At 66.1% G+C, this 19,749-nt stretch carries 14 protein-coding genes and 1 pseudogene; 2 read left to right on the plus strand and 13 right to left on the minus strand.

Annotated elements, in window-relative coordinates; all coding sequences use genetic code 11:
* Positions 1–314 precede the first annotated feature (314 nt).
* The 12 genes from QQZ18_RS08380 to QQZ18_RS08435 all read right to left on the minus strand — a co-directional run bounded on the left by QQZ18_RS08380 (position 315) and on the right by QQZ18_RS08435 (position 14,556).
* On the minus strand, positions 315–1,619 hold the full coding sequence (locus QQZ18_RS08380; RefSeq protein ID WP_284540013.1) for a DVU_1553 family AMP-dependent CoA ligase: 1,305 nt from the start codon (positions 1,617–1,619) through the stop codon (positions 315–317).
* Positions 1,616–3,010, minus strand: a complete 1,395-nt coding sequence (trsS, locus tag QQZ18_RS08385; protein WP_284540015.1) for a radical SAM (seleno)protein TrsS — start codon at positions 3,008–3,010, stop codon at positions 1,616–1,618. Before trsS ends, QQZ18_RS08380 begins: the two co-directional genes overlap by 4 nt.
* Positions 3,007–4,173, minus strand: a complete 1,167-nt coding sequence (locus QQZ18_RS08390; RefSeq protein ID WP_284540017.1) for a DVU_1551 family NTP transferase — start codon at positions 4,171–4,173, stop codon at positions 3,007–3,009. The genes trsS and QQZ18_RS08390 overlap by 4 nt, the downstream gene beginning before the upstream one ends.
* On the minus strand, positions 4,170–4,625 hold the full coding sequence (locus QQZ18_RS08395; RefSeq protein ID WP_284540019.1) for a DVU_1555 family C-GCAxxG-C-C protein: 456 nt from the start codon (positions 4,623–4,625) through the stop codon (positions 4,170–4,172). Before QQZ18_RS08395 ends, QQZ18_RS08390 begins: the two co-directional genes overlap by 4 nt.
* Positions 4,622–5,293 carry a DVU_1556 family methyltransferase gene (trsM, locus tag QQZ18_RS08400; RefSeq protein WP_284540021.1) on the minus strand — a complete coding sequence of 224 codons (672 nt, stop codon included), beginning with the start codon at positions 5,291–5,293 and terminating at the stop codon, positions 4,622–4,624. The genes QQZ18_RS08395 and trsM overlap by 4 nt, the downstream gene beginning before the upstream one ends.
* Positions 5,290–5,493 (minus strand): DVU_1557 family redox protein, encoded by a 204-nt coding sequence (locus QQZ18_RS08405; protein ID WP_284540023.1) that lies wholly within the window; start codon positions 5,491–5,493, stop codon positions 5,290–5,292. Before QQZ18_RS08405 ends, trsM begins: the two co-directional genes overlap by 4 nt.
* Entirely contained in the window at positions 5,490–7,826 is a 2,337-nt protein-coding gene (locus QQZ18_RS08410; RefSeq protein WP_284540025.1) for a pyridine nucleotide-disulfide oxidoreductase/dicluster-binding protein, read from the minus strand. Before QQZ18_RS08410 ends, QQZ18_RS08405 begins: the two co-directional genes overlap by 4 nt.
* Before the next feature lie 112 nt (positions 7,827–7,938).
* On the minus strand, positions 7,939–10,698 hold the full coding sequence (locus QQZ18_RS08415) for a molybdopterin-dependent aldehyde oxidoreductase (protein WP_284540027.1): 2,760 nt from the start codon (positions 10,696–10,698) through the stop codon (positions 7,939–7,941).
* 41 nt (positions 10,699–10,739) lie between these two features.
* Positions 10,740–11,588, minus strand: coding sequence for an XdhC family protein (locus QQZ18_RS08420; protein ID WP_284540030.1), 849 nt, complete (start codon positions 11,586–11,588; stop codon positions 10,740–10,742).
* Between the two features lie 400 nt (positions 11,589–11,988).
* Positions 11,989–12,261, minus strand: coding sequence for a molybdopterin converting factor subunit 1 (moaD, locus tag QQZ18_RS08425; protein ID WP_284540032.1), 273 nt, complete (start codon positions 12,259–12,261; stop codon positions 11,989–11,991).
* A gap of 14 nt (positions 12,262–12,275) precedes the next feature.
* Positions 12,276–13,460: an FprA family A-type flavoprotein gene (locus QQZ18_RS08430; RefSeq protein WP_284540034.1), complete on the minus strand. Its 1,185-nt coding sequence runs from the start codon at positions 13,458–13,460 to the stop codon at positions 12,276–12,278.
* A 46-nt stretch (positions 13,461–13,506) separates the two neighbouring features.
* Positions 13,507–14,556, minus strand: coding sequence for a methyltransferase domain-containing protein (locus QQZ18_RS08435; protein ID WP_284541013.1), 1,050 nt, complete (start codon positions 14,554–14,556; stop codon positions 13,507–13,509).
* Positions 14,557–15,326: 770 nt separating this feature from the next.
* On the opposite strand from QQZ18_RS08435, the gene QQZ18_RS08440 reads away from it, so the two are divergent.
* The gene (locus tag QQZ18_RS08440; RefSeq protein WP_284540036.1) at positions 15,327–15,998 is read left to right on the plus strand and encodes a pyridoxamine 5'-phosphate oxidase family protein; all 672 of its coding nucleotides are present in this window, start codon (positions 15,327–15,329) and stop codon (positions 15,996–15,998) included.
* 219 nt (positions 15,999–16,217) lie between these two features.
* Positions 16,218–17,618 (plus strand): annotated as a pseudogene (gene pdxR, locus QQZ18_RS08445) (MocR-like pyridoxine biosynthesis transcription factor PdxR); the annotation flags it as partial.
* Here pdxR and QQZ18_RS23785 read toward each other — a convergent pair.
* Positions 17,603–19,702, minus strand: coding sequence for a CRISPR-associated endonuclease Cas3'' (locus QQZ18_RS23785; protein ID WP_446728621.1), 2,100 nt, complete (start codon positions 19,700–19,702; stop codon positions 17,603–17,605). The pseudogene pdxR and the gene QQZ18_RS23785 sit on opposite strands and share 16 nt — an antisense overlap.
* Positions 19,703–19,749 lie beyond the last annotated feature (47 nt).

Raw genomic sequence — 19,749 nt, forward strand, 5'->3', positions numbered from 1 at the left:
TTCTGCATGTACCGCAAGCGGTTGGCCCGCCTGCCGGTATTGCGCATGTGTCGGCTTCGAGCCGCTGAGGCAGGACCATTTCAGCACCCTCCCAGGCGCGTCCACCACTGAAAAACCAGGAACGTCTCTTGCGCTTCGGGCAATCGGACTTTCCCGTCTGAGCCACGCGACCCTCGGGCCGGATTTCAGAAAAAAGTGGGCTTTCCTGTCATGAATTCAATCATAAGCCCTGCCCAACTAAATCGTTATGATCCATCAGTCGATATAACCTATAGCTATATAACGATCTCATTTTGTTTATTTCTTTCAATTCTTTAAGCGACATGCTCAACTCCCAGTACCCTACGTTTTCGACAGGGGGGAGGAGGCGGATCGACCGCTATTTCGACAGCGATGTCAATTCCGGCCGCTCGCAACGCCGGACCGATGGCCGGGTGAGATCGGAGAACCGAACGGACCTCGTCCACCGTTCGAGGATCCGATGTCACCAGTCCGACGACCATGTGCCGACCGGATCTGAACTCCACCAGGAAATCGATGACCCCGGTCACGGCGAAGATCGCGTCGTCGATGACCTCGGGACGCAGCCTTTTTCCGTCCCCCAGCGCAACCGGCTCGCCAATCCGTCCGGCAAGGCGCAGCCGACGGAGGACGGACCCGCAGCGGCATGGGCTTTCGGCTATGCTGCCGCTGTCGCCGGTACGGTAGCGGAGGAGCGGCAGCCCACGGCGACGCAAGGTGGTGATGACGATCTCCCCTTCGCTGCCGTCCGGCAGAACGCGCCCCGTATCGGCATCGACGATTTCGATGTGGAGATCCGTTTCCCGGACATGAAGGCCGTCATGAGCGTCACAGCCGAGTGCGCCACCGTACCCGGTTTCGGTCATGCCCCAGTGCTCGAAGACTTCGGTTCCCCAAATGACGGCCAGCGCCGTCCTGAAGCTCGGCGACACGCTGTCGGCACTGACCAGCGCCGTCTCGATCCGGAGCGGGGGACCGCCGTCGGCGGCCATGCAGCGGGCGGCGGCGCCGAGCGTCACCGGCATGCCGGCGATCGCGGCGGGCTGCAACTCGCGCAAGGCGGCGACGAGCGCCTCCACCGGTCCATCCACCGGCAGGGCCACGGGAATGGCTCCCATCCGGTCGAGCCCACGCATCAGGAGATCGCCGACGCTATCGGGACGTTCGGCTGGAAAGGCGATGGCCACGCAACTGCCCGGGCGAACAAGGGTCGCCATGCCGTGCTCGAAATAGGCGACGGTCGCCTCGATGTCCGCCTCGGTGAAGAACAGGCGTTTCTGCCGGCCCGACGTTCCCGAGGTCGGGATCGTCACCAGACGCACCGCGTCGCGAAGCGGCAGGGCGATGAGCGAGGGATCTCCGCGGGCAAGATCGTCGGCCGTGGTCAACGGGAACCGGTCGATGTCCTTGAGCTCGTCAAGGTGCGAGGTCTCCGGCCAGCCGGCCAGAGACCGATAGAAAGGGCTCTCGACCCGAGCCTTTCCGATGGTCTCGTTCAGGCAACGAAGCTGGTAGGCGTCGAGGTCGCGGCGTGTTGGCAACCACCCGACGCCGATCGTCCGCCCTACCCAGGCGTCGAGGGTTCCCAATCCGGTCATGTCGACGGCTCGCGATAGAGCGATCGTCCGGTGCGGTCGGTCAGGTTGAACGCACAGAACGGGATGACCCGGCCGTCCGACCTCGCCACGTGAATGTAGCACTGGCGCAGGCGGTCGAGGTCGAGCGTCCAGGCATCCTGAAAGGCCATCGCCGACAGCGACAGGCGTCGGCCCTGGCGTTCCAGAAAGGCGTCGAAGGCTTCGAGCCCAGCGGCGGGGCGCTCATCCAGCGGCGCCCTCTTCCACTGGCCTGCCACGTAGCGCTGGGCGCGGGCCACCTCCGGCGACCGCCAGGCGGCCGTATCGCAACAGCTCCCCGTCCCTTCCGTCTCCGCCGCAGGGCTGCAGCAGTCGCCGGACGCCGACTCGGGATCGGCGCAGAGGCGGCCCGACGGGTCGACGCTGAAACGGCCGCTGAAGGAGCAGAATGGATTTTCGGCCGAACCGGGATGGAAGTCTTCGAGGCGAATGCTGCCGCCCGCGTGCTCGACCAGCGCCTCCATCACCTCCGGCAACGTGATGCGCTCCCCGTCGCCCGGAACGCCCGGATTACGCCCGAAATAGGAGACGGGCTGGAAGTGCACGGCCCGCACCGTCGGCATCTCGCCCTTGGCGAAATCGACGATGGCGCCGATCTCGCCGGTATTGATGCCGGGCACCAGCGTCGGCACCAGCACGACGCCGACGCCAGCGGCGCGCGCACTGTCGATGGCGAGGCGCTTCGCCGCGAACAGGTCGCGGCCGCGCAGCCGCCGATAGACGGCATCGCTGACACCGTCGAACTGCAGGAAGACGCAGTCGAGGCCGGCGGCGGCGAGCGCGGCGAGATAGTCCGGCTCGCGCCCGATCCTGATCCCGTTGGTGTTGAGCTGGATGAAATCGAAGCCCTTGGCCCGTACCAGGGCGACGATCTCCGGCAGGTCGTCACGCACCGTGGGTTCGCCACCCGACAGCTGGATATGCACCTGGCCGCTGCCCGCCCTCAACTCGTCGAGAGCGGCGGCGATCTCACCGATCGGCATGTCGACGCCTTGCCGGCCGGCCGATGCGAAGCAGACCGGGCAGACGAGATCGCAGCGCGAGGTCACCTCGATCAACACGCAGCAGCTTTGCTGCCGGTGATCGGCGCAGAGGCCGCAATCCCTGGGGCAACCCTCGGCGATATCCGTCGCCACGCTGATCGGCGCCGACGAGGTGCGACGACTGCGGGACCAGATGTCGTAGCTGCGGAGCCCCCTCCAGACCGGCGTGACGACGCGACCATGTTCGGGACAGGTCTTGTCGAGATAGACCGTGTCGCCGACGGCGATGCGTTCGGCCGGAATGGTCTTGAGGCAGTCGGGACAGACGCTGCGCGTGCGGCCGAAGGACAAACGGACGGGGCCTGTCATTCTCCGCTCCCTGCCGGCATCGCAAGTTCGGCAAGACCGTGAGCTTCGGAGAGAGGTCCGGTCACCGCCTCCACCGCCGTGAGGACGCCGGCCACGGCGGCATGGCGACGCCGGACGCCGGCCAGCGCGGCGGGATCAGACGCGAAGGCCTTGAAAGCCGGCGCAAATCGCTGCTCGATCCCGACGAGACGCTCGCCCTTGACGAGCTTGTCGGCGAGAAACACCACGTGGCGCGGATCGACCGTCTGCCCCGGTTCGAGAGCGCATTCCATGTGAACCGCGACGATCTCGGCCACCTCGGCAAAGCCGAAGGCCGAAACGCGCCGGGCACCGGCCGCCGCGTGGTCGAGGTCGCCCTTGGCGATGTCGTGCAGGAGCGCGCCGGCAAGAACGGCGGCGCTGTCGAGAGCATGCCCCCTGGCGGCCAGCCGGGCGGCGATATCGACCGCCAGCCGCGCGACGACGCGAGAGTGGCGGCGTGTCGGCTCCGGCGTGTCGGCGGCTTCCAGCATCGCCTCGCACTCCGCCTCGTCCGGATGGAGACGATGGGGCAGCGCGGCGGCCAGACGGCGATAGTCGTCGGGGTAGTCCATGTCGCGTACGATGCCGCTGTCGATGACGGCGACCGACCGAGCCTCGCCTTGATGCCGCTCGATGACGTCGCGCAGCGTCATCTCCGGCGGCGCGGCAACAATCTCGGCGAACAGCTGGCGACTGACGAAAGGCGGATGCCCGGCACGGCCGTGAAAGGTCGGGCGAACAACGGCCGCGTCGCCGCTTCCGGCGCATGCGGCGATCCGCTCGAGGGTGGAGGCCCGAACGAGCGGCACGTCCACGGGCAGGATCATCGCCCCGTCCACCGTCTCGGGCAGCGCCGAAATCCCGGCCTTGATGCTGGACATCATGCCCTCGGCAAAAGCCGGATTGGCCACCGCCACCGCGCCACGAGCCACCGCCGCCGGGGCCACCCGTCCTGCCTCGTTGCCGACGACGACGTAGGCCGGCCCGATGGCGGCGGTTTCGATGGTCGAGAGCACATGTCCCAGAACGGTGCCGTTGCCGAAGGGCAGCAGCGGTTTCAAGGCCCCCATGCGCGACGACCAGCCGGCGGCCAGCACCAAGATGGCAATGTTCGATGGCCGAGACCTGACCGGATCGCTCACGGTTTCTCCTCCTCAGGGGGTACCGTGATGTCTACCCCATGGTCGGCGAGCGTTTCCTTGATCTTTGCCCAGGTGGCGATGATGAGAGCCGGACAGCGCTCCCGTTTCAGCCCCTCGTCGAACTTCATGATGTCCGAGCAGTTGATGCCGCCATATTGACCGGTGGCGGCGGCCGTAAACCAGCCGGCGAAATCGTCGAGCATGGCGCCAAGCTCGGGATGCGCATGCTCGCCGTCACCACCGCGCCCGGCGTAGTAGCCGATGACGCAGCATCCGGCCGACAGCGCGCCACAGTTGAAGCCCTGCCCCATGCCGAGGGCGAGACCGGACATGGCGCGGATGAGATCGGGGTCGTCGCGCCCCTGCGCTTCGAGGGCGAGGCGCATCAGGATGTGGCTGCACTTGAAATCGTCGAGCAGCAGCTCGGCGACACGGAAGGACTCCTCGCTCATTGACCTGCGCTCCCTGTCGGTTCGGCGGTCCGCTCGGCAACGAGCAGGCGATAGCGCGGCCGGTGGCGACCGGCAGAGCAATCGCGTTCGCCCCACAGCGGATCGAGCGAGCCGTAGTGAAAGATGAAACGGGCGACGAAGCCGGCAAGCACGGCCGATCTGTCCTCGTCGACGAGAAGGGTGAAACCGGCGTGCCCGATATCCTCGACGAGGCCGTCGCGCCCGTCGTCGCCCGGCCAATCGACATCGGCGAGCAGCAAGCGGCCACCGGACCTCAGCACGCGCCGCCACTCGCCGAGTGCCGCGCGCCGGTCCGCCATCTGCGAAAGACTGCATTCCGAAAGTATGGCGTCGAGGCAGGCATCGGTGAACGGCAGGCGCGCGCCATCCCCCTGGAATAGCGCCGCGTTGACGCGCGAGGCGGCAATCGCCAGCACCCGCTCGTCCCGATCGATACCGATGCCGGAGAAGCCGTGGCGCTCAAGCCAGGCAAGGCTGTCACCCGCTCCGCAGCCGACGTCGAGCACCTTCGCGCCGAGGCGAAGACCCGCCCGCTCGACCAACTCCCCGACGATCGCTCCGTCGCCCGGCCGCAGCCGTTCACCGGCGGCGCCCTCGACGCAACCACAGCCGAACAGGCCGGAGATGGGGATGGACTTCGCGGTCACTTGTCCTCCAGCGCCTGTTCGACCTTCAGCATCCTGCCCGACGCCAGTTCCTCGGAGACGTAGACGAACCCGCATGACGGGCAGCAGGGCAGTTCGACCGGAAAGGTCTGGCCAAGATAGCTCGCCTCGACCTTGCGCATTTCCAGCGGCTTGTCGCAGCGGGCGCAGACGAGATCGGGAACGCCGGATGTCGCGGTCATGGCTTCACCTCGACCTGCATGCGGTGGCCGTAGGCGCGATGAACGACGAAGCCGTCATCGACCGGCTCGTACTCGACCCAGGTCGTCATCGTGCCGATGCGGCCGGAGGCGGTATAGCGGCCGCTCGTCCTGTCTTTCAGCAGACGCCCGGTTCGCTCTGCCTCGGCGATCACCTCGGCGATATCGTCGACGAGCAGCAACTTGCGCTCGATGTCGGCGCGAACGGCGTCGGCGATGACGAGGGTGACGGGTGGAACGGGGTTGCTCATGCTTTCTCCCCACAGGTCGCGCAGAAGGCGCCGGCGCAGGCGCAACCGATTGTCGCGACGGCCGGAAAAGCCGGGGTCGGGACGCGCCGCCGGATCGTCATCACAGGGAAAGACCAGGTCAATGAGATGAAGGGCGCGTTTGCCGCGCCGGGCGAAATTGTCGCGGCACATGGCGCAGTAGGCGAGGAAATCGTCGTCGCTTTCCTCGATCCGACGGTCGACGAAGGCATTGCCGACCTCAGGGTTGGCGAAGGAAACCAGACCGCCATAACCGCAGCAGGTGGTCTTTTCGGCGCCGGTCAGTTCGCGAACCTCCGCTCCCATGGCGGCGGCGATCGACCGCACCGCCGCCTGAACGTCGTGAGCATGCCGGCTGGTGCAGGGATCATGGATGGCGAGCGGCCGGGCAACCGGCCTCGGCGCGGTAGCCTCCGGCAGGCCGGTGGCGGCGAGCTCCGTCCAGAGCGAGGAGACGGGGATGTCCGGCAGGAACTCGCCGATTTCCTTGAGACAGGTCGAGCAGGCCGTGACGATGCGTGGCCGCCCCTGCTCTTCCCAGACGGCGCGCAGATGATCGAGCACCTCCCGGTGAAGGTCCTGGCGGCCCGACCAGTGCGCCGGCGCGCCACAGCAATCGAGCATGAAGCCGACGCCGCCCGGCAGCCGATCGCAGAGATGGCGGTAGACGGCCTCGACCTGCCCCGGCGCCGACGCCGGCAACTGACAACCGGGGAAGAACAGCACGGCGCTTCGGTCGTGGCCGGGCTGATGGCGGACGAAGGCGATCTCGCCCGAACGGCTGAAGGCCATGTCGCGCAACGCGAAATCGTGATGGGACGCCGGCATGTGGCCGCGTTCGACCATGCTCCGGCGCGCATCGAGGCAGACGTCGCCCATGGCGAGGTCGTTCGGACAGAGCGTTTCGCACAGGCCGCACAGGGCGCAGCTGTCGATCATCCGGTTGGACTTGCGGTTGCCCATGATGATCGAGTCGTTGTTGTAGATCTCGCGCACCGCCCGCTTCGGGTAGGTCTTGTAGTGGGCGAGATAGGCGCACGCCCTGACGCATTCGAGGCAATGGCATGGGAAGCAGCGCGCGGCTTCCTCCATCGCCTCGGCATGACTGTAGCCAGAAATGGGATCGGATGGCTGGACGGGCGACACGTCGGCTTGACGGGCCGTATCGACGTAAAGGCAGGTGCCGGTGGCCGTATCGTCGGCGCGGTTGGCCGTCAGCGAGGCGCCCTGCAGGAAGCGATCGATGGACACCGCCGCACGACGGCCGTCGCGTACCGACAGGATGGCCGAGTAGGCTTCATCGTCACCGGTATGAAGGCAGCTGCCAAACACCGCAGGCAGCGAGGTCGCCAGCGTTATCGGATCGAGATCGAGCCGCCCCGCCGACGTGAGGCGCAGGGTCCCTGCGAAGTGGACGGCAGGGCCGGCACCGATCGCGAGAAGAACGGCATCGTGACCGGCAATGAGGTCATCAAGCGCAGGGAAACCAGCAGCCTCACCGGTCACCCTCTGCCGACAGCGAATATCGATGCCGAGCGAGGTGAGCGCGCCGAGATCGGCATCGATCGCCGACGGCGGCAATACGGAGGGATAGCCGTCGTGCCGGAGGCGCTCCAGCGGTCGGGCCTCGGCTTCGAAAACCGTAACGGCATGCCCCTTCATTGTCAGGTCGAAAGCCGCCGCAAGGCCGGCGAGCCCGGCCCCGACGACAGCAATCGTCTTGGGCTTGCGTGCTCGTTGAGCCGTGCGGCGAATTGTCGGATAGGCCTCTTCGACGAGCGCCCGTTCGAGCGCGCCGAGGCGGACAGCGCCACCAGCCTCTGCCCGGCGGCAAACGGCCTCGCAGGGATGTTCGCAAATATGGGCGATGATTGCCGGAAAGGGAACGACACGGGTGTAAAGGGCCATGGCGCCGGAAAAATCACCGGAGGCCATCTTCTCGGCCATGCCGCGCGCATCGACACGCAGCGGACAGGCGGCGGCGCATGCCGGTGGCTGTTCCTCGATGCAGAGCGCTTCCCATGCCTTGACTTGGTCGCCATCCATGGTGGTCTCGATAGGTTGTCATTGATCCGAATTGGGTACGGGCGACCCGGGAGAGGACGGGCCGCCCGCGCTTCGGGGAGTTGGGCGGGAGAGACTCCCCGTTTACGGGACCTCAGTGGTGCTGGAGATCCTTTTTGGCCGCGGCCGCTCCTGCCTGAGCCTCAAGCCCCATCTTGATCGCCTCCGGTAGAGCGGGAATGCGGAATATCCGCACGCCACAGGCGTTGTAGATGGCATTGAGGATCGCCGGATGAAGCGCTGTCAGCGGCGCTTCGCCGACACCGGCGGCACCAAAGGGACCGAGCGGGCGGGCGGTTTCGAGATAGAGGATCTCGATATCGTCCGGCACATCCTTCGGATAGGGGATGCCGCAGTCCTTGAGCGTGGTGTGCAGGTCCAGATCCTCGAAGTCCTCGGTCAGGGCAAGACCAAGACCCTGAGCAAGACCGCCATAAACCTGACCGTCGACGGTGGCCTTGTTGATGATGGTTCCAACGTCGATGGCCGTCGTCAGCTTGACCACGGTCGCCTTGCCGGTCTCCACGTCGACCTCGACCTCCGGCATGAACACTTCGTACATGTAGATCGGGAACGGGTTACCCTGGCCGGTATCGGGCGAGCAGTCGGTGCAGGCCGCCGCCACCCACTTGCCGTCGTAGGACAACGGAATGTTCTCGCTCACCATCTCCTTGTAGGTGCGATAGCCGCCATTCGGCTTCTTCATGGCGTTGAGCAGCATCTCGGCGGCGACACGGATGGCATTGCCGCAGAAGACGTTGGAGCGGCTGCCACCAGCCGGTCCGCCGTTCGGCCCGAAGGTATCGGCCATGACCAGGCCAATCTGCTCCGGCTTGACGCCGGCCACACGCAACACCTCGTGGGCCATGGTCTGAGCGGAAAGATCGGCACCCTGGCCGTGATCTTCCCAGCCCGAATGGACGATGAAGCCGGACGGCGTCATCTCGACACGAGCTTCCGAGCTGTCAGGACCGTCGAGACCGCAACCATAGATGCCGAGGGAAATACCGACACCACGCTTGGTCTCGGGAGTCGACAATTTGGCGGCCCGCTGCTTGGCTTCCAGGTATTTCGGCCGGATCAGGTCGAACAACTGCTTCAGGACCAGCACCTCGGGCTTTTGCCCGGTCGGCGTCGTCGACGTCTCGTTGTAGAGATTCTTGTAGCGGAACTCGAGCGGATCCTCGCCCATCTTCTCGGCCAGCATGTCCATGGCGATTTCGCCGGCCAGGAAGGCCTGCGGCGAGCCATAGCCACGGAAAGCCGAGCCCCAGGCGTGGTTGGTCGCCACCGTCTTGCCCTTGCCGCGAATGTTTTCAAGGTGGTAGCCGGCACCGGTGAACTGGGCCTGGCGCAGCGTCACCAGATCGCCGAATTCCGAGTAGGGGCCGTGGTCCAGCCACCAGTCGGTTTCCATGGCGGTGAGCATGCCGTTCTTGTCGCAAGCCAGACGGATGTTGATGTTGGCCGGGCTGCGCTTACCGGTATAGGTGATGTTCTGGTACTGGTCGTAGACCAGCGACACCGGCTTCTTGGTGACCAGCGCGGCAACACCGAGCAGCGCCTCCATGGTCGGCGAGAACTTGTAGCCGAAGGTACCGCCGGTGGGGTTCTGGATCAGCCGGAGCTTCTCGGGAGGAATGCCGAGGCCGGGGCAGATCATGGCGTGATGCAGGTGCACGCCGATCGACTTCGACAGGATCGTCAGCACGCCGTCGTCATCGACGAAGGCTTCGCCACAGTCCGGCTCCAGATGCAGATGCGGCTGGCGCGAGCAGTAGGTGGTGATGTCGACGACCGCGGCGGCACTGGCCATCAGCGGCTTGGTGTCGGCACCCTTGACGACGCCCTGCTCGTAATAGGCATTGGGAACGCCGGGGTGGATTTCCATGGCGTCGGGCGCCAGGGCCGCGAAACCGGACATGTAGGCCGGCAGCACTTCCAGGTCGACCTTGACCTTCTTGGCGGCGGCGCGGGCATGCTCCTCGGTATCGGCGGCGACGATGGCAATGGCATCGCCAAACTGGAAGATCTTCTCCTTGCACAGGATCGGGCGATCCCAGCCGTCGCCCTTGTTGGTCGGGAAGGTGATGAGGCCGGTGATGGCGTTCTTGCCGCCAACGTCCTTCCAGGTGATGATCCGCTCGACGCCGGGCATCTTCTCGGCTTCGGCCGTGTCGATGCCCTTGATCAGGGCGTGGCTCACCTCTGCCTGCACCAGCGCGAGGCGCAGCGTGCCGGCCGGCATCTTGAGCGCCACGTCGGCGCCGAAGTCCCAGGTGCCGGTGACCTTGGCCACCGCCGACGGACGGATGTACTCAGTGCCGAGGATGGAGCCGTCTTCCTTGGCCTTCGGCATGACATCGTAAATGGTCTTGTCGCCGCGCATGATGGCGGCGGCGTCCATCACGGAATCGATCAGCGGCTTGTAGCCGGTGCAACGGCAGAGGTTGCGGTTGCGATGGAACCAGGCGCGGACTTCCTCACGCGTCGGGGTGAGCGTCTTGTCCAGCAGAGCCTTGGCCGACATGATGAAGCCGGGCGAGCAGACGCCGCACTGGGCGCTGCCGTGGGCCATCCAGGCGATCTGCAGCGGATGCAGGTTCTCGGGCGTGCCGATGCCCTCGATGGTGACGATCTTGGAACCGGCGGTGAGCTTCTCCATCGGCGTCACGCAGGCGCGGATGGGCTTGCCGTCGATCAGTACGGTGCAGGAGCCGCACTGGCCGTCGGCACAGCAGACCTTGCAGCCCGTCAGCATCATCTGCTCGCGCAGCACGTCGGCGAGCGACCGCTTGGGGTCGGCAACGACCCAGCGCTCCACGCCGTTCACATTCACGGAAATGCGTTTCATGTCTTCCTCCTAGAGTGTTGCGTCCGTCGCAGCGTGCCCTGTCAGCTGGCGACGGAGAGAGGCTTTCCTTCCTCGGCCGTCCCGCACCAATCCATGGTTCGCGACAGCGGGCAGGCCGTGTCGGCACCTCGGATGTGGGCGATCATTTCGGCGGTCACGGAGACCGCGATCTCCTCGGGGCCCTCGGCACCGATTTCGAGGCCGACCGGCGCGCGGACGCGGGCGAACGCATCCGGCGAGAAGCCGGCGGCCACGAGGTTCCGGTAGACGGTGAGCACCTTGCGCTTGGAACCGATCATGCCGATGTAGCCGGCCGGCGTGCCGAGCGCCCAGGCAAGCGCCTCCTGGTCGAGGGCGTGGCCGCGCATGGCGATGAACACCAGCGAGGCGGCATTGGGCGACAGATGCGCCGTGGCCTCGGCGAGCGGGCCGGCGTGGGTGCCGGCGGCATTCGGGAAGCGGCCGGGATTGGCGAACTCTTCACGGTCGTCGACGACCACCGTCTCCAGCCCCAGCGTCCGGCAGATCGCCTCGGTCATCAGGCCGACGTGACCGCCGCCGAAAATGTAGACGGTGCGGCTGGGCATGATCGCCTCGATGTAGAATTGCAGGTTGCCGCCGCAGATCATGCCGAGATCGAGCGTCGGGTTCTTGTGGAGGTCGATGGCCAGCATCTGCGACAGGCCCGTCGCGATCACCTCGCGGGCGACCATGATCGCCCTGCCCTCGGCCGCGCCACCGCCGACCGTGCCGGCGATCGTGCCGTCGGCCCGCACCAGCATCTTGGCCGCCGTCGCCGAAGGCGTCGAGCCGGACTGGGTCACGATGGACACGAGCGCCGAACGGCGGCCGGCATCGCGCTCCCGGATGAGTTCCCTGTAGATATCCATGTCGTCCTCCGGCGGCCTTTCGGGCGCAGCGCTTCGGACGGCCGGCCGTCTCCATGTCTGTCCGCCGAACCCGAATCTCCTCCTCGGGGGCGGCGCCGAGCGGCGACCTGTCCATGGTGGGGAGAGTCAGCCTTCCCGAGGGTGAAATCTGTCCGGTGCAGGACTCGGGACGGGAAAATCGCTGTCGCCCTCACGACGGTTTCGGACGATTCAAATGGGTGGATGGGGATGAATTCGGCGGAAAACCGCCATTTCTGGCCTTTCGACGGAGGCGGACCGGCCCATACGTATGACCACGCAGGGAATGTGTCGCGCCGCCGGCGCATCGGTTCGGACGGCAGCCCGCCGCCGGGGTCGGACACCTCGTGTCGAGGTGCCGACCACTGGCGACAGCGGCCGATCAGCCGCCGGTCATGGGCGGAAACAGCGCGATCTCCGTCGCGCTCCCGAGCGGTTCATCCTGCTCGATGTGCAACTGGTCGACGGCGACGCGGATGGTCGACGGCGCTTCCAGCGCATAGGCGTAGGTGTCGCCGCGTTCCGCCAGCCAGGCGATCATCTCGCCGGCTGTGCGGACGCTGCCGGGCAGGCTGACGCGCTCCTCGGACAGACCGATGCGCTCGCGGACCCAGGCAAAGTAGACGAGACGGACCTCGCGGTCCGGTCTTTCCATCGCTCCCTCCGGCGTCAAGCGGCCGCGGGCGCGGCGTGGGCGGCGGCGATGTCATCGGCGAGACGGTCGAGTTCGGCGAAGGCTGCCTCGCGCGGCAATCCCTTGACCATCACCGGCTCGAAGAAGGTGGCGCCGAGCTTCGGCAGCATCGACTGGACGATGTCCGGCAGGCTGCCCTCCCAGCCGAACGAACCGATCACCGCCGCGTATTTGGCCTTGAGACCGAGCACGTTGGCGAGAAGCGCCGCGTAGGCGACGCCCGGATGCGGCCCGGACAGCACGGTGGGCGAAGCGAACACCACGGTCGACGCCTCGACGAGGCTCATGGCGAACTCGCCGGTGTCGAGATCGACGACGTTGATCGGCTTGACGCCGATGCCACGCTCGACCAGCCTGTCGGTGAGGTAGGAGACCATCAGCGCCGTGCTCTCGTACATCGACACATAGGGGATGACGACGAAGGGCTTGGGCTCGTCGGAGGTCCAGGTGCGATAGAGGTCGAGAATGAAGCCCGGGCGGGCGTAGATCGGCCCATGGCTCGGCGCGATATACGCCAGATCGAGCGCGCCGACCTTGTCGACAGCCTCCTTGGAGAAGCTGCGGTAGGGCATCATGATCTCGGCGTAGTAGCGCTTGGCCGCCGTTTCGACCCGCGCCTCGTCGTCGGCGAACAGGTCGGTGGTGGCGAGATGCGCGCCGAGGAAGTCGCAGGTGAAGACGGTGCGGGCCTCCGGCACGTAGGTGCACATGGTATCCGGCCAGTGGACCCAGGGCGTCATAAGGAACTTCAGCGTCTTGTCGCCGAGCGACAGGCTGTGGCCGTCGCCGACGGTGATGAAGGCGTCGCGGTCCACCGGCAGCGTGTCCATGATGAAGCGCTTGCACTTGGCGTTGGTCACCACCTTGGCCTCGGGGAACAGCTCCAGGACAGCCGGAATGGAGCCCGAGTGGTCCTGCTCGGCATGATTGGCGACGATGTAGTCGATGCGCTTGACGCCGGACTTCTTGAGGGCGGCGATGAACTCGGCCGTCTTTGGCGGATAGATGGTGTCGATCAGCGCCGTCTTCTCGCTGCCTTCGACGAGATAGGCGTTGTAGGTGGTGCCTTCCGGCAGCGGCACCAGTTCGTCGAACAGCTTGCGATCCCAATCGATCGCCCGGTAGGAATATATGCCGTCCGTTACCTTTTGCGGGATCATCTCCGGATACCTTTCATTTGAAGACTCGAAAAAATGGGTGAAGGGTTCAGCAGCACCCGGGCGCCGTGGCCGCGCCGCCCTCGGCGCCGACGCCGGGCGGGGAACAGTCGAACCGGCCGAAATGCACCTCTCGGCTGCCATCGACCCGGAAATGCCGGCCAAAGCGGCTCTCGCCGACCATGGCGGCCGTGTTGCCGCAGACCAGCATCGGCTTTCCGGCTATGAAGCGGTGATGATCATCGAGAACGAAGGCGTTGGGCCAGTCGGGCATAGTGCCTAGGTAGGTCGCCACCTGACCGTAGTCCTCGCAGCAATCCTCAAGGCCAGCGAGCTTGAAGGCGCGCACCGTCATCGACCAGAAGGTGGTGTCGCCGACCAGGAGTTCGGCATAGGGGTGGCCGATGGCGATGGTCCGCCTGGAGAGCAGCCGGAAATCCGCCCAGCCGGTTGCCGCCATCAGGCGCCGGAAGTCCTCGACATAGAGCGCACCGCCCAGGCATTCCCCCACCAGCAGTGGGTCGGAGGCGACGTTGGCTGGCAGGCGGCGGCTCGCAAACACATCCGAGAACAGCAGCTCGCCACCGGGCTTCAGCACCCGGTAGATCTCGGCGAACACCTTCGCCTTGTCGGGCGAGAGGTTGAGCGCGCAGTTGGAGATCACCACGTCGATCGACCCGTCGGCGATGCCGAGAGAGGCGAGATCCTCGAACCGTCCCTCGATGAAACTGACGTTGGAGGCGCGATGACCGAAGGCGCGCGCCTGCTCGGCCTGATGGGCGCGGCCCACCGCCAGTTGCTCCGGCGTCATGTCGACGCCGATGGAGCGGCCGCCCTCGCCCACGAGCGCCGACACCATGAACACGTCGCGCCCGGTGCCGCAGCCGAGGTCGAGCACCGTCAGTCCCTCGACATCGTCCGGCATGGGCGACCCGCAGCCGTAAAAGCGATTGACGACCTCCGGGTGGATCGTCTCAAGGATCGACCGCAACCGCGGCGACAGCGGCGCCGGAGAACAACAGGCGCCGGTCTTGAGGTCTGCCGTCCCGCCGAGACGGGTTCCGTAATAGTCGCGAACCACCGCCGTCACCCGATCCATCACGATCCCACTCCCTGGAGCGCCGGCATCCAGTCGAACGCCCAAACCCGGGCAAGATCATCGCGCCGGACTGTGACCGGGTCTGTCACGTAGAAGACAAAAGGCGAAAATGGCGGCCGGCGGTGGAACCGCGACCTCCCGCAAGCCAGAAAGCCTGTTCGAGTATCACACCCGCAGCCGGCCGCCAGAGAGGCCGATGTCTTGATCTGCGCTCCCACACGGGGGGTGACAACGGTGATTATCGTCGGGAAATCAACAGTGCCGTTTCGATCCACGCTCCCACGCAGGGAGCGACGCGCATCTGGCAAGCGATATCTGTTGCTGAAGTGCTGTTTCGATCCACGCTCCCACGCGGGGAGCGACGGAAATCTCGCCGCGCAAAATCTGGAAGCGCAAGGTTTCGATCCACGCTCCCACGCGGGGAGCGACCGTCAGCTCTTATCCTGTTGTGTTGACGAACAAAAGCTGGGGGGTGGCGCGAAGGACGGAGTGGCGCCTTTCAAGTGCGCCCGGCTGCCTGACGCGGGCCAACGAACACGCACGATATCAATGATCTGCCTCCGGTGCGAACCTGCCGGGGGCTTTCCGCCTCGCTTCAGGTTCGCACCGACTACGGGCATGGCGGGAGGAGAGCCGCCGCAGTTGCTCCTCATCGCCTTGCGCAAGGATGCCGCGCGCGAATGGCTCCCTATCCAATTTCAAAATGGCTCTGCTGATGCCTGCCTGAATGCCCGTACACCCTCGGCGACCGATTAACCGAGGTTCGAGACATGACCACGCCGACACCGCCTGGCCCGCCCAGCGACCGCACCCGCGTTCGCCGCTATCACTGGCTGGCCAAATACGACCGCGACACCATCAACGACATCATCGACGCCGGCATCGTGTCGCAGATCGGCTATGTCTTCCACGGTTCGCCTTTCGTCACGCCCACCTGCCACTGGCGGATCGACGACTGCGTCTACTGGCACGGGTCGGCCGCGAGCCGGATGATGAAGACGCTGGACCAGGGCGTTCCAGTCTGCTTCACCGTCACCCATCTCGATGGCGTCGTCTTCTCGCGCGCCGCCTTCAACCACAACATTCTCTATCGCTCGGTGATGGCCTTCGGCACGGCCGAACTGCTCGACGATGCCGACAAGAAGGCGGCGCTCGCCGCCTTCACCGACCGGCTGGCGCCGGGGCTCTGGGCCTATGCCCGGCCGCCGAGCGAGCGGGAATGGCGCGCCGTCAAGGTGTTCCGCCTGAAGCTCGACGAGGTCTCGGCCAAGGTCGCCTCCGGCCTGCCCGAGGAAGACGAGGCCGATTACGCCACCGACCTCTGGGCCGGGCATGTGCCGCTGACGCTGACGCAGGGGGCGCCGGTGCCCGACGCCAAGCTGAAGGCAGGCATCGACGCTCCGGACTTCGTCACGGCCTTCCGCTACGCCGGTCTGCGCTGACAACCCCGGCGCCGGGCATGGCGATGCATCCGCGACGCCATGGCACCCCCTGCCGTGGCGTTCAAACGCATCGGGGAGGTCTCGCTTTCTGTAAGCGCGATAGGCGTTGCACCCCACCGGCAATGCATGAAAATGTCTCGACGCGCCCGAGACTTCGGGCGAGAGCCATTTTGGAACTGTCAGCGGCACCAATCGAGGCGCCACTTTGGAGAGGCGCATATGCCCAAGACGGCCATCACCGGTTCGCTCGTGAGCATCGGTGTCGACAAGGAGAGCAAGACGCCGGTCTACCAGCAGATCGCCCTTGCCCTGAAGCGCGCCATCGAGACCGGCAAGCTCGCTGCCGGCTCCAAGTTGCCGTCGACGCGGGTGTTCGCCGAGGAGCTGGGCGTCTCCCGCAACACGGTGCTGAAGGTGTTCGAGGGGTTGACTGACGCCGGCCTGCTGGTCGGCCGGGTTGGCGCCGGTACCTTCGTCCGCGAGTTGGTCGATCCGTTCGCCGGGGAAATGCCGGTCGCCGATGGCGGTGAAGAGCGCCAAGCCTCCCCATTCCGCTCGCTGTCGTGGCGAGGCAAGGCGCTGGTCGCTTCGGCAACCGATGAGTTCGCCGAACGGCCGACCCCCTTCATGCCGGATCTGCCCGACCTCCGGGAGTTTCCCATCCGCAACTGGCTGCGGCTTCTCAACGAGACATCCGGCCGGCTCACCGGCCAGATCCTGGGCGAAACGTCGAATGCCGGCTACGAGCCGCTACGCCGGGCCATCGCCCAGCACCTGTCGGCTGCGCGCGGCATCCTCTGCGACTATCGCCAGGTGGTGATCACCACCGGCAGCCAGCAGGGGCTCGACCTCGTCTGCCGCATGCTGCTCGATGCCGGCGATCCCGTCTGGATCGAAGAGCCTGGCTACATCGGGACGCGCTCGATCATCAGCGCCAATGGCGGCGTCATCTGTCCGGTTCCGGTCGATGGCGAAGGTTTCCGCGTCGACGACGCCGCTGGCCAGTTCCCTGTTCCCCGCCTGGTCTGCGTCTCGCCGTCGCGCCAGTACCCGCTCGGCGCCCAGCTTGCCGTGTCCCGACGGATGGCGCTCTTGGATGTCGCGGAACGCAGCGGCGCCTTCGTCTTCGAGGACGACTACGACAGCGAGTTCCTCTATGACGGCAACGTCCTCCCGGCGATCGCAGGCAGCGACCGCACCGCGCGCACAATCTACATGGGCACGTTCTCGAAGGTGCTGCTACCGTCCTTCCGGCTCGGCTATCTCGTGGTGCCGGCCGACTTTCGGGACGCCTTCGCCCGCGCCCGCGCCGTGGTCGACCGGCATGCGTCGCTGATCGAGCAAATGGTGCTGTCCGAGTTCATGAACCGCGGCCTGTTCGCCTCGCACATCCGCCGCATGCGCGCCCTCTATCAGGCGCGGCGAAATCAGCTGCTGTCGGGAATCGAGGCGCTGTTCGGCGGCGGCTGCCGCGCCGCCACGCCCAACAGCGGCACCCATCTTCTGCTTCCGCTCAAGGCCGGATGCGACGATGTGTCCCTGGCAAGACGCGCCGCCGAACGCGGGCTCGTGCTCAGACCTCTGTCGCCCTATTTCATGACCGATCAGGCCCGACCGGGACTGCTTTTCGGCTTTTCCTCGTTCAACGAGGCCGAGATCAGCCGCGGCCTCGACTTGCTGTCGTCCTTCCGCAGCGAAATCGACGTGGAGCGCACGGGGCGCTGAAACGGAGGGGTGCACGGAAGGCGACTGGCATTGCGGCTCGACGCTGGCAAAAAAGCTATCGTTTCGATCCACGCCCCCGCACGGGGAGCGACTGCCTCCGCAGCCTGGTCGGTGCTGGCCGACAAGCTGTTTCGATCCACGCCCCCCGCACGGGGAGCGACGAGCCCGCAGCGTGGCCGGCGCCGCCTTGGCGCTGTTTCGATCCACGCCCCCCGCACGGGGAGCGACATGCTCGCCCCTATGTCAATGTCGGTTTTGTACAGTTTCGATCCACGCCCCCGCACGGGGAGCGACGGCGGGTATCCTGTCGGCGGCGTCATCGTCGTTGCGTTTCGATCCACGCCCCCGCACGCAAGCTGGTCCAACCCCGCTTCAGCACGAAAAGCGCAAGGAAAATCAAGGTCGACGCCCGCCTCGACGAGGCTGGTGGCGATCAGCCGGCAGGGCCGCCCATCCTTCAGGCGCCGGCGCACATCGGCAAGGATGCGGCGGCGGTGGACGGCATATTGGCGGGTGGTGAGGTGAATGACGCCGTCAAGCCCGGCCTCACGTGCCTCGTTGAAAAGGTCGAGCGCGTGGGCGCGGCTGTTGACGATTGTCAGGGCCTGAGGCCGCGCGGCAAGCGCCGCGACCAGCGCGCCATTGTCCATCTCGCCGACAAGTTCCAGCCGGGTGCGGCGCAGCTTCTCGCTCAGCACCGCCGGGTTCGGCGCCAGCTCGCGCCCTTCGAGACAGAGGCGGTGCGTCTTGAACGATTGATCGCCGAGCGCCGGCTGCGTCGCCGTGCAGAGCACCACGGATGTGCCGTAGTTGTTGGCCAGTTCCTTGATGGCCCGCATGATCGGGATCAGGAACGGTCGCGGCAGCGTTTGCGCCTCGTCGAGCACGATCACCGAACGGGCGATGTTGTGCAGTTTGCGACAGCGCGACGGTCGGTGCGAGAACAGGCTCTCGAACAGTTGCACGTTGGTGGTGACGACGACCGGCGCGTCCCAGTTCTCGCGCGCAAGCTTCAGCTTGTCTCGGTCGGCGCGGCATTTCTCCCCTTCCTCGTCGAGCGCCGAATGGTGTTCGAGAACAGCGTCGTCGCCGAGCACCTCGCGGAAGATGTCGGCCGTCTGGTCGATCACCGACGTGAAGGGGATGGCGTAGATGATTCGGTCGAGCCCGTGGGCACGGGCATGCTCCAGCGCGAAGGCGAGCGAGGTCAGCGTCTTGCCGCCGCCGGTCGGCACCGTCAGGGTGAACAGGCCTTGCGGGTCACCGGCGCGGGCACGGACATGGGAGAGAACGTCGGCCCGCAGCCGATTGACCGGGTTGTCGGCCGCCGAGGCTACCTTCTTCGCCATATAGGCGTCGAAGCCGGAAATGAAGCCGGGCAGCAGATCGGCCAGACCAGGCCACGTGCGGTCGATGGTCCGCCCTTCGACACGAGCGTAGAACTGCTCGGTGTCCTGGAAATCGGCGTCGGCGAGGCAGGAAAACAGCATGCGGCCGAGCATGGCGAGCGAGAAGCCCCACTCGCCGTCGGGATTGAGCTTCCTGTTCGGAGCAAGGCTTTCCAACAGAGGCGGGATGTAGCTCGTCCACGCCGGATCAAGACTACCGAGATCGAACTCGGCGAGGCGTGCATTGAGCGAGTTACCGTCGCCGGACCAGTCGGGAAGCCCGGCGTGATGGCCGGCGATGGCATAGGCCACGAGGTCGGCCATCAGCCGGTCGATCCCGGCCCAATTGCGCTTGCGGACAAGGTAGGCGCCGGCCAGCGAATGCTCGACCGACGGGCCGCCCTTGAGCCTTCGGAGGAAGCCCTCGGTCGCCTTGCCTATGTCATGGTAGCCCCCGGCAAGAAAAGCGGCGCCCTCCATGCCGAACACCGACGCCATCACACCTGCGATGCGAGCGACGGAATCGAGATGGTCGGGCAGCGTCTGCCAATCACCGCGACCGGAGTCGCCGGTGGAATGCGCGTAGTGCATTTAAACCCCCGCGAGCATCTTGAGCGCCGCACTCAATCTGCGTCAAC

The sequence above is a fragment of the Pleomorphomonas sp. T1.2MG-36 genome, from assembly GCF_950100655.1.
In the GTDB taxonomy this organism is placed as follows: Bacteria; Pseudomonadota; Alphaproteobacteria; order Rhizobiales; family Pleomorphomonadaceae; genus Pleomorphomonas.

Bases quoted from the DNA above. Each gene is read 5' to 3' on its own strand.
- QQZ18_RS08380 (WP_284540013.1), bottom strand. From the start codon at position 1,619: ATGACCGGATTGGGAACCCTCGACGCCTGGGTAGGGCGGACGATCGGC.
- trsS (WP_284540015.1), bottom strand. From the start codon at position 3,010: ATGACAGGCCCCGTCCGTTTGTCCTTCGGCCGCACGCGCAGCGTCTGT.
- QQZ18_RS08395 (WP_284540019.1), bottom strand. From the start codon at position 4,625: ATGAGCGAGGAGTCCTTCCGTGTCGCCGAGCTGCTGCTCGACGATTTC.
- QQZ18_RS08405 (WP_284540023.1), bottom strand. From the start codon at position 5,493: ATGACCGCGACATCCGGCGTTCCCGATCTCGTCTGCGCCCGCTGCGAC.
- QQZ18_RS08410 (WP_284540025.1), bottom strand. From the start codon at position 7,826: ATGGATGGCGACCAAGTCAAGGCATGGGAAGCGCTCTGCATCGAGGAA.
- QQZ18_RS08415 (WP_284540027.1), bottom strand. From the start codon at position 10,698: ATGAAACGCATTTCCGTGAATGTGAACGGCGTGGAGCGCTGGGTCGTT.
- QQZ18_RS08420 (WP_284540030.1), bottom strand. From the start codon at position 11,588: ATGGATATCTACAGGGAACTCATCCGGGAGCGCGATGCCGGCCGCCGT.
- moaD (WP_284540032.1), bottom strand. From the start codon at position 12,261: ATGGAAAGACCGGACCGCGAGGTCCGTCTCGTCTACTTTGCCTGGGTC.
- QQZ18_RS08430 (WP_284540034.1), bottom strand. From the start codon at position 13,460: ATGATCCCGCAAAAGGTAACGGACGGCATATATTCCTACCGGGCGATC.
- QQZ18_RS08435 (WP_284541013.1), bottom strand. From the start codon at position 14,556: ATGGATCGGGTGACGGCGGTGGTTCGCGACTATTACGGAACCCGTCTC.
- QQZ18_RS08440 (WP_284540036.1), top strand. From the start codon at position 15,327: ATGACCACGCCGACACCGCCTGGCCCGCCCAGCGACCGCACCCGCGTT.
- QQZ18_RS23785 (WP_446728621.1), bottom strand. From the start codon at position 19,702: ATGCACTACGCGCATTCCACCGGCGACTCCGGTCGCGGTGATTGGCAG.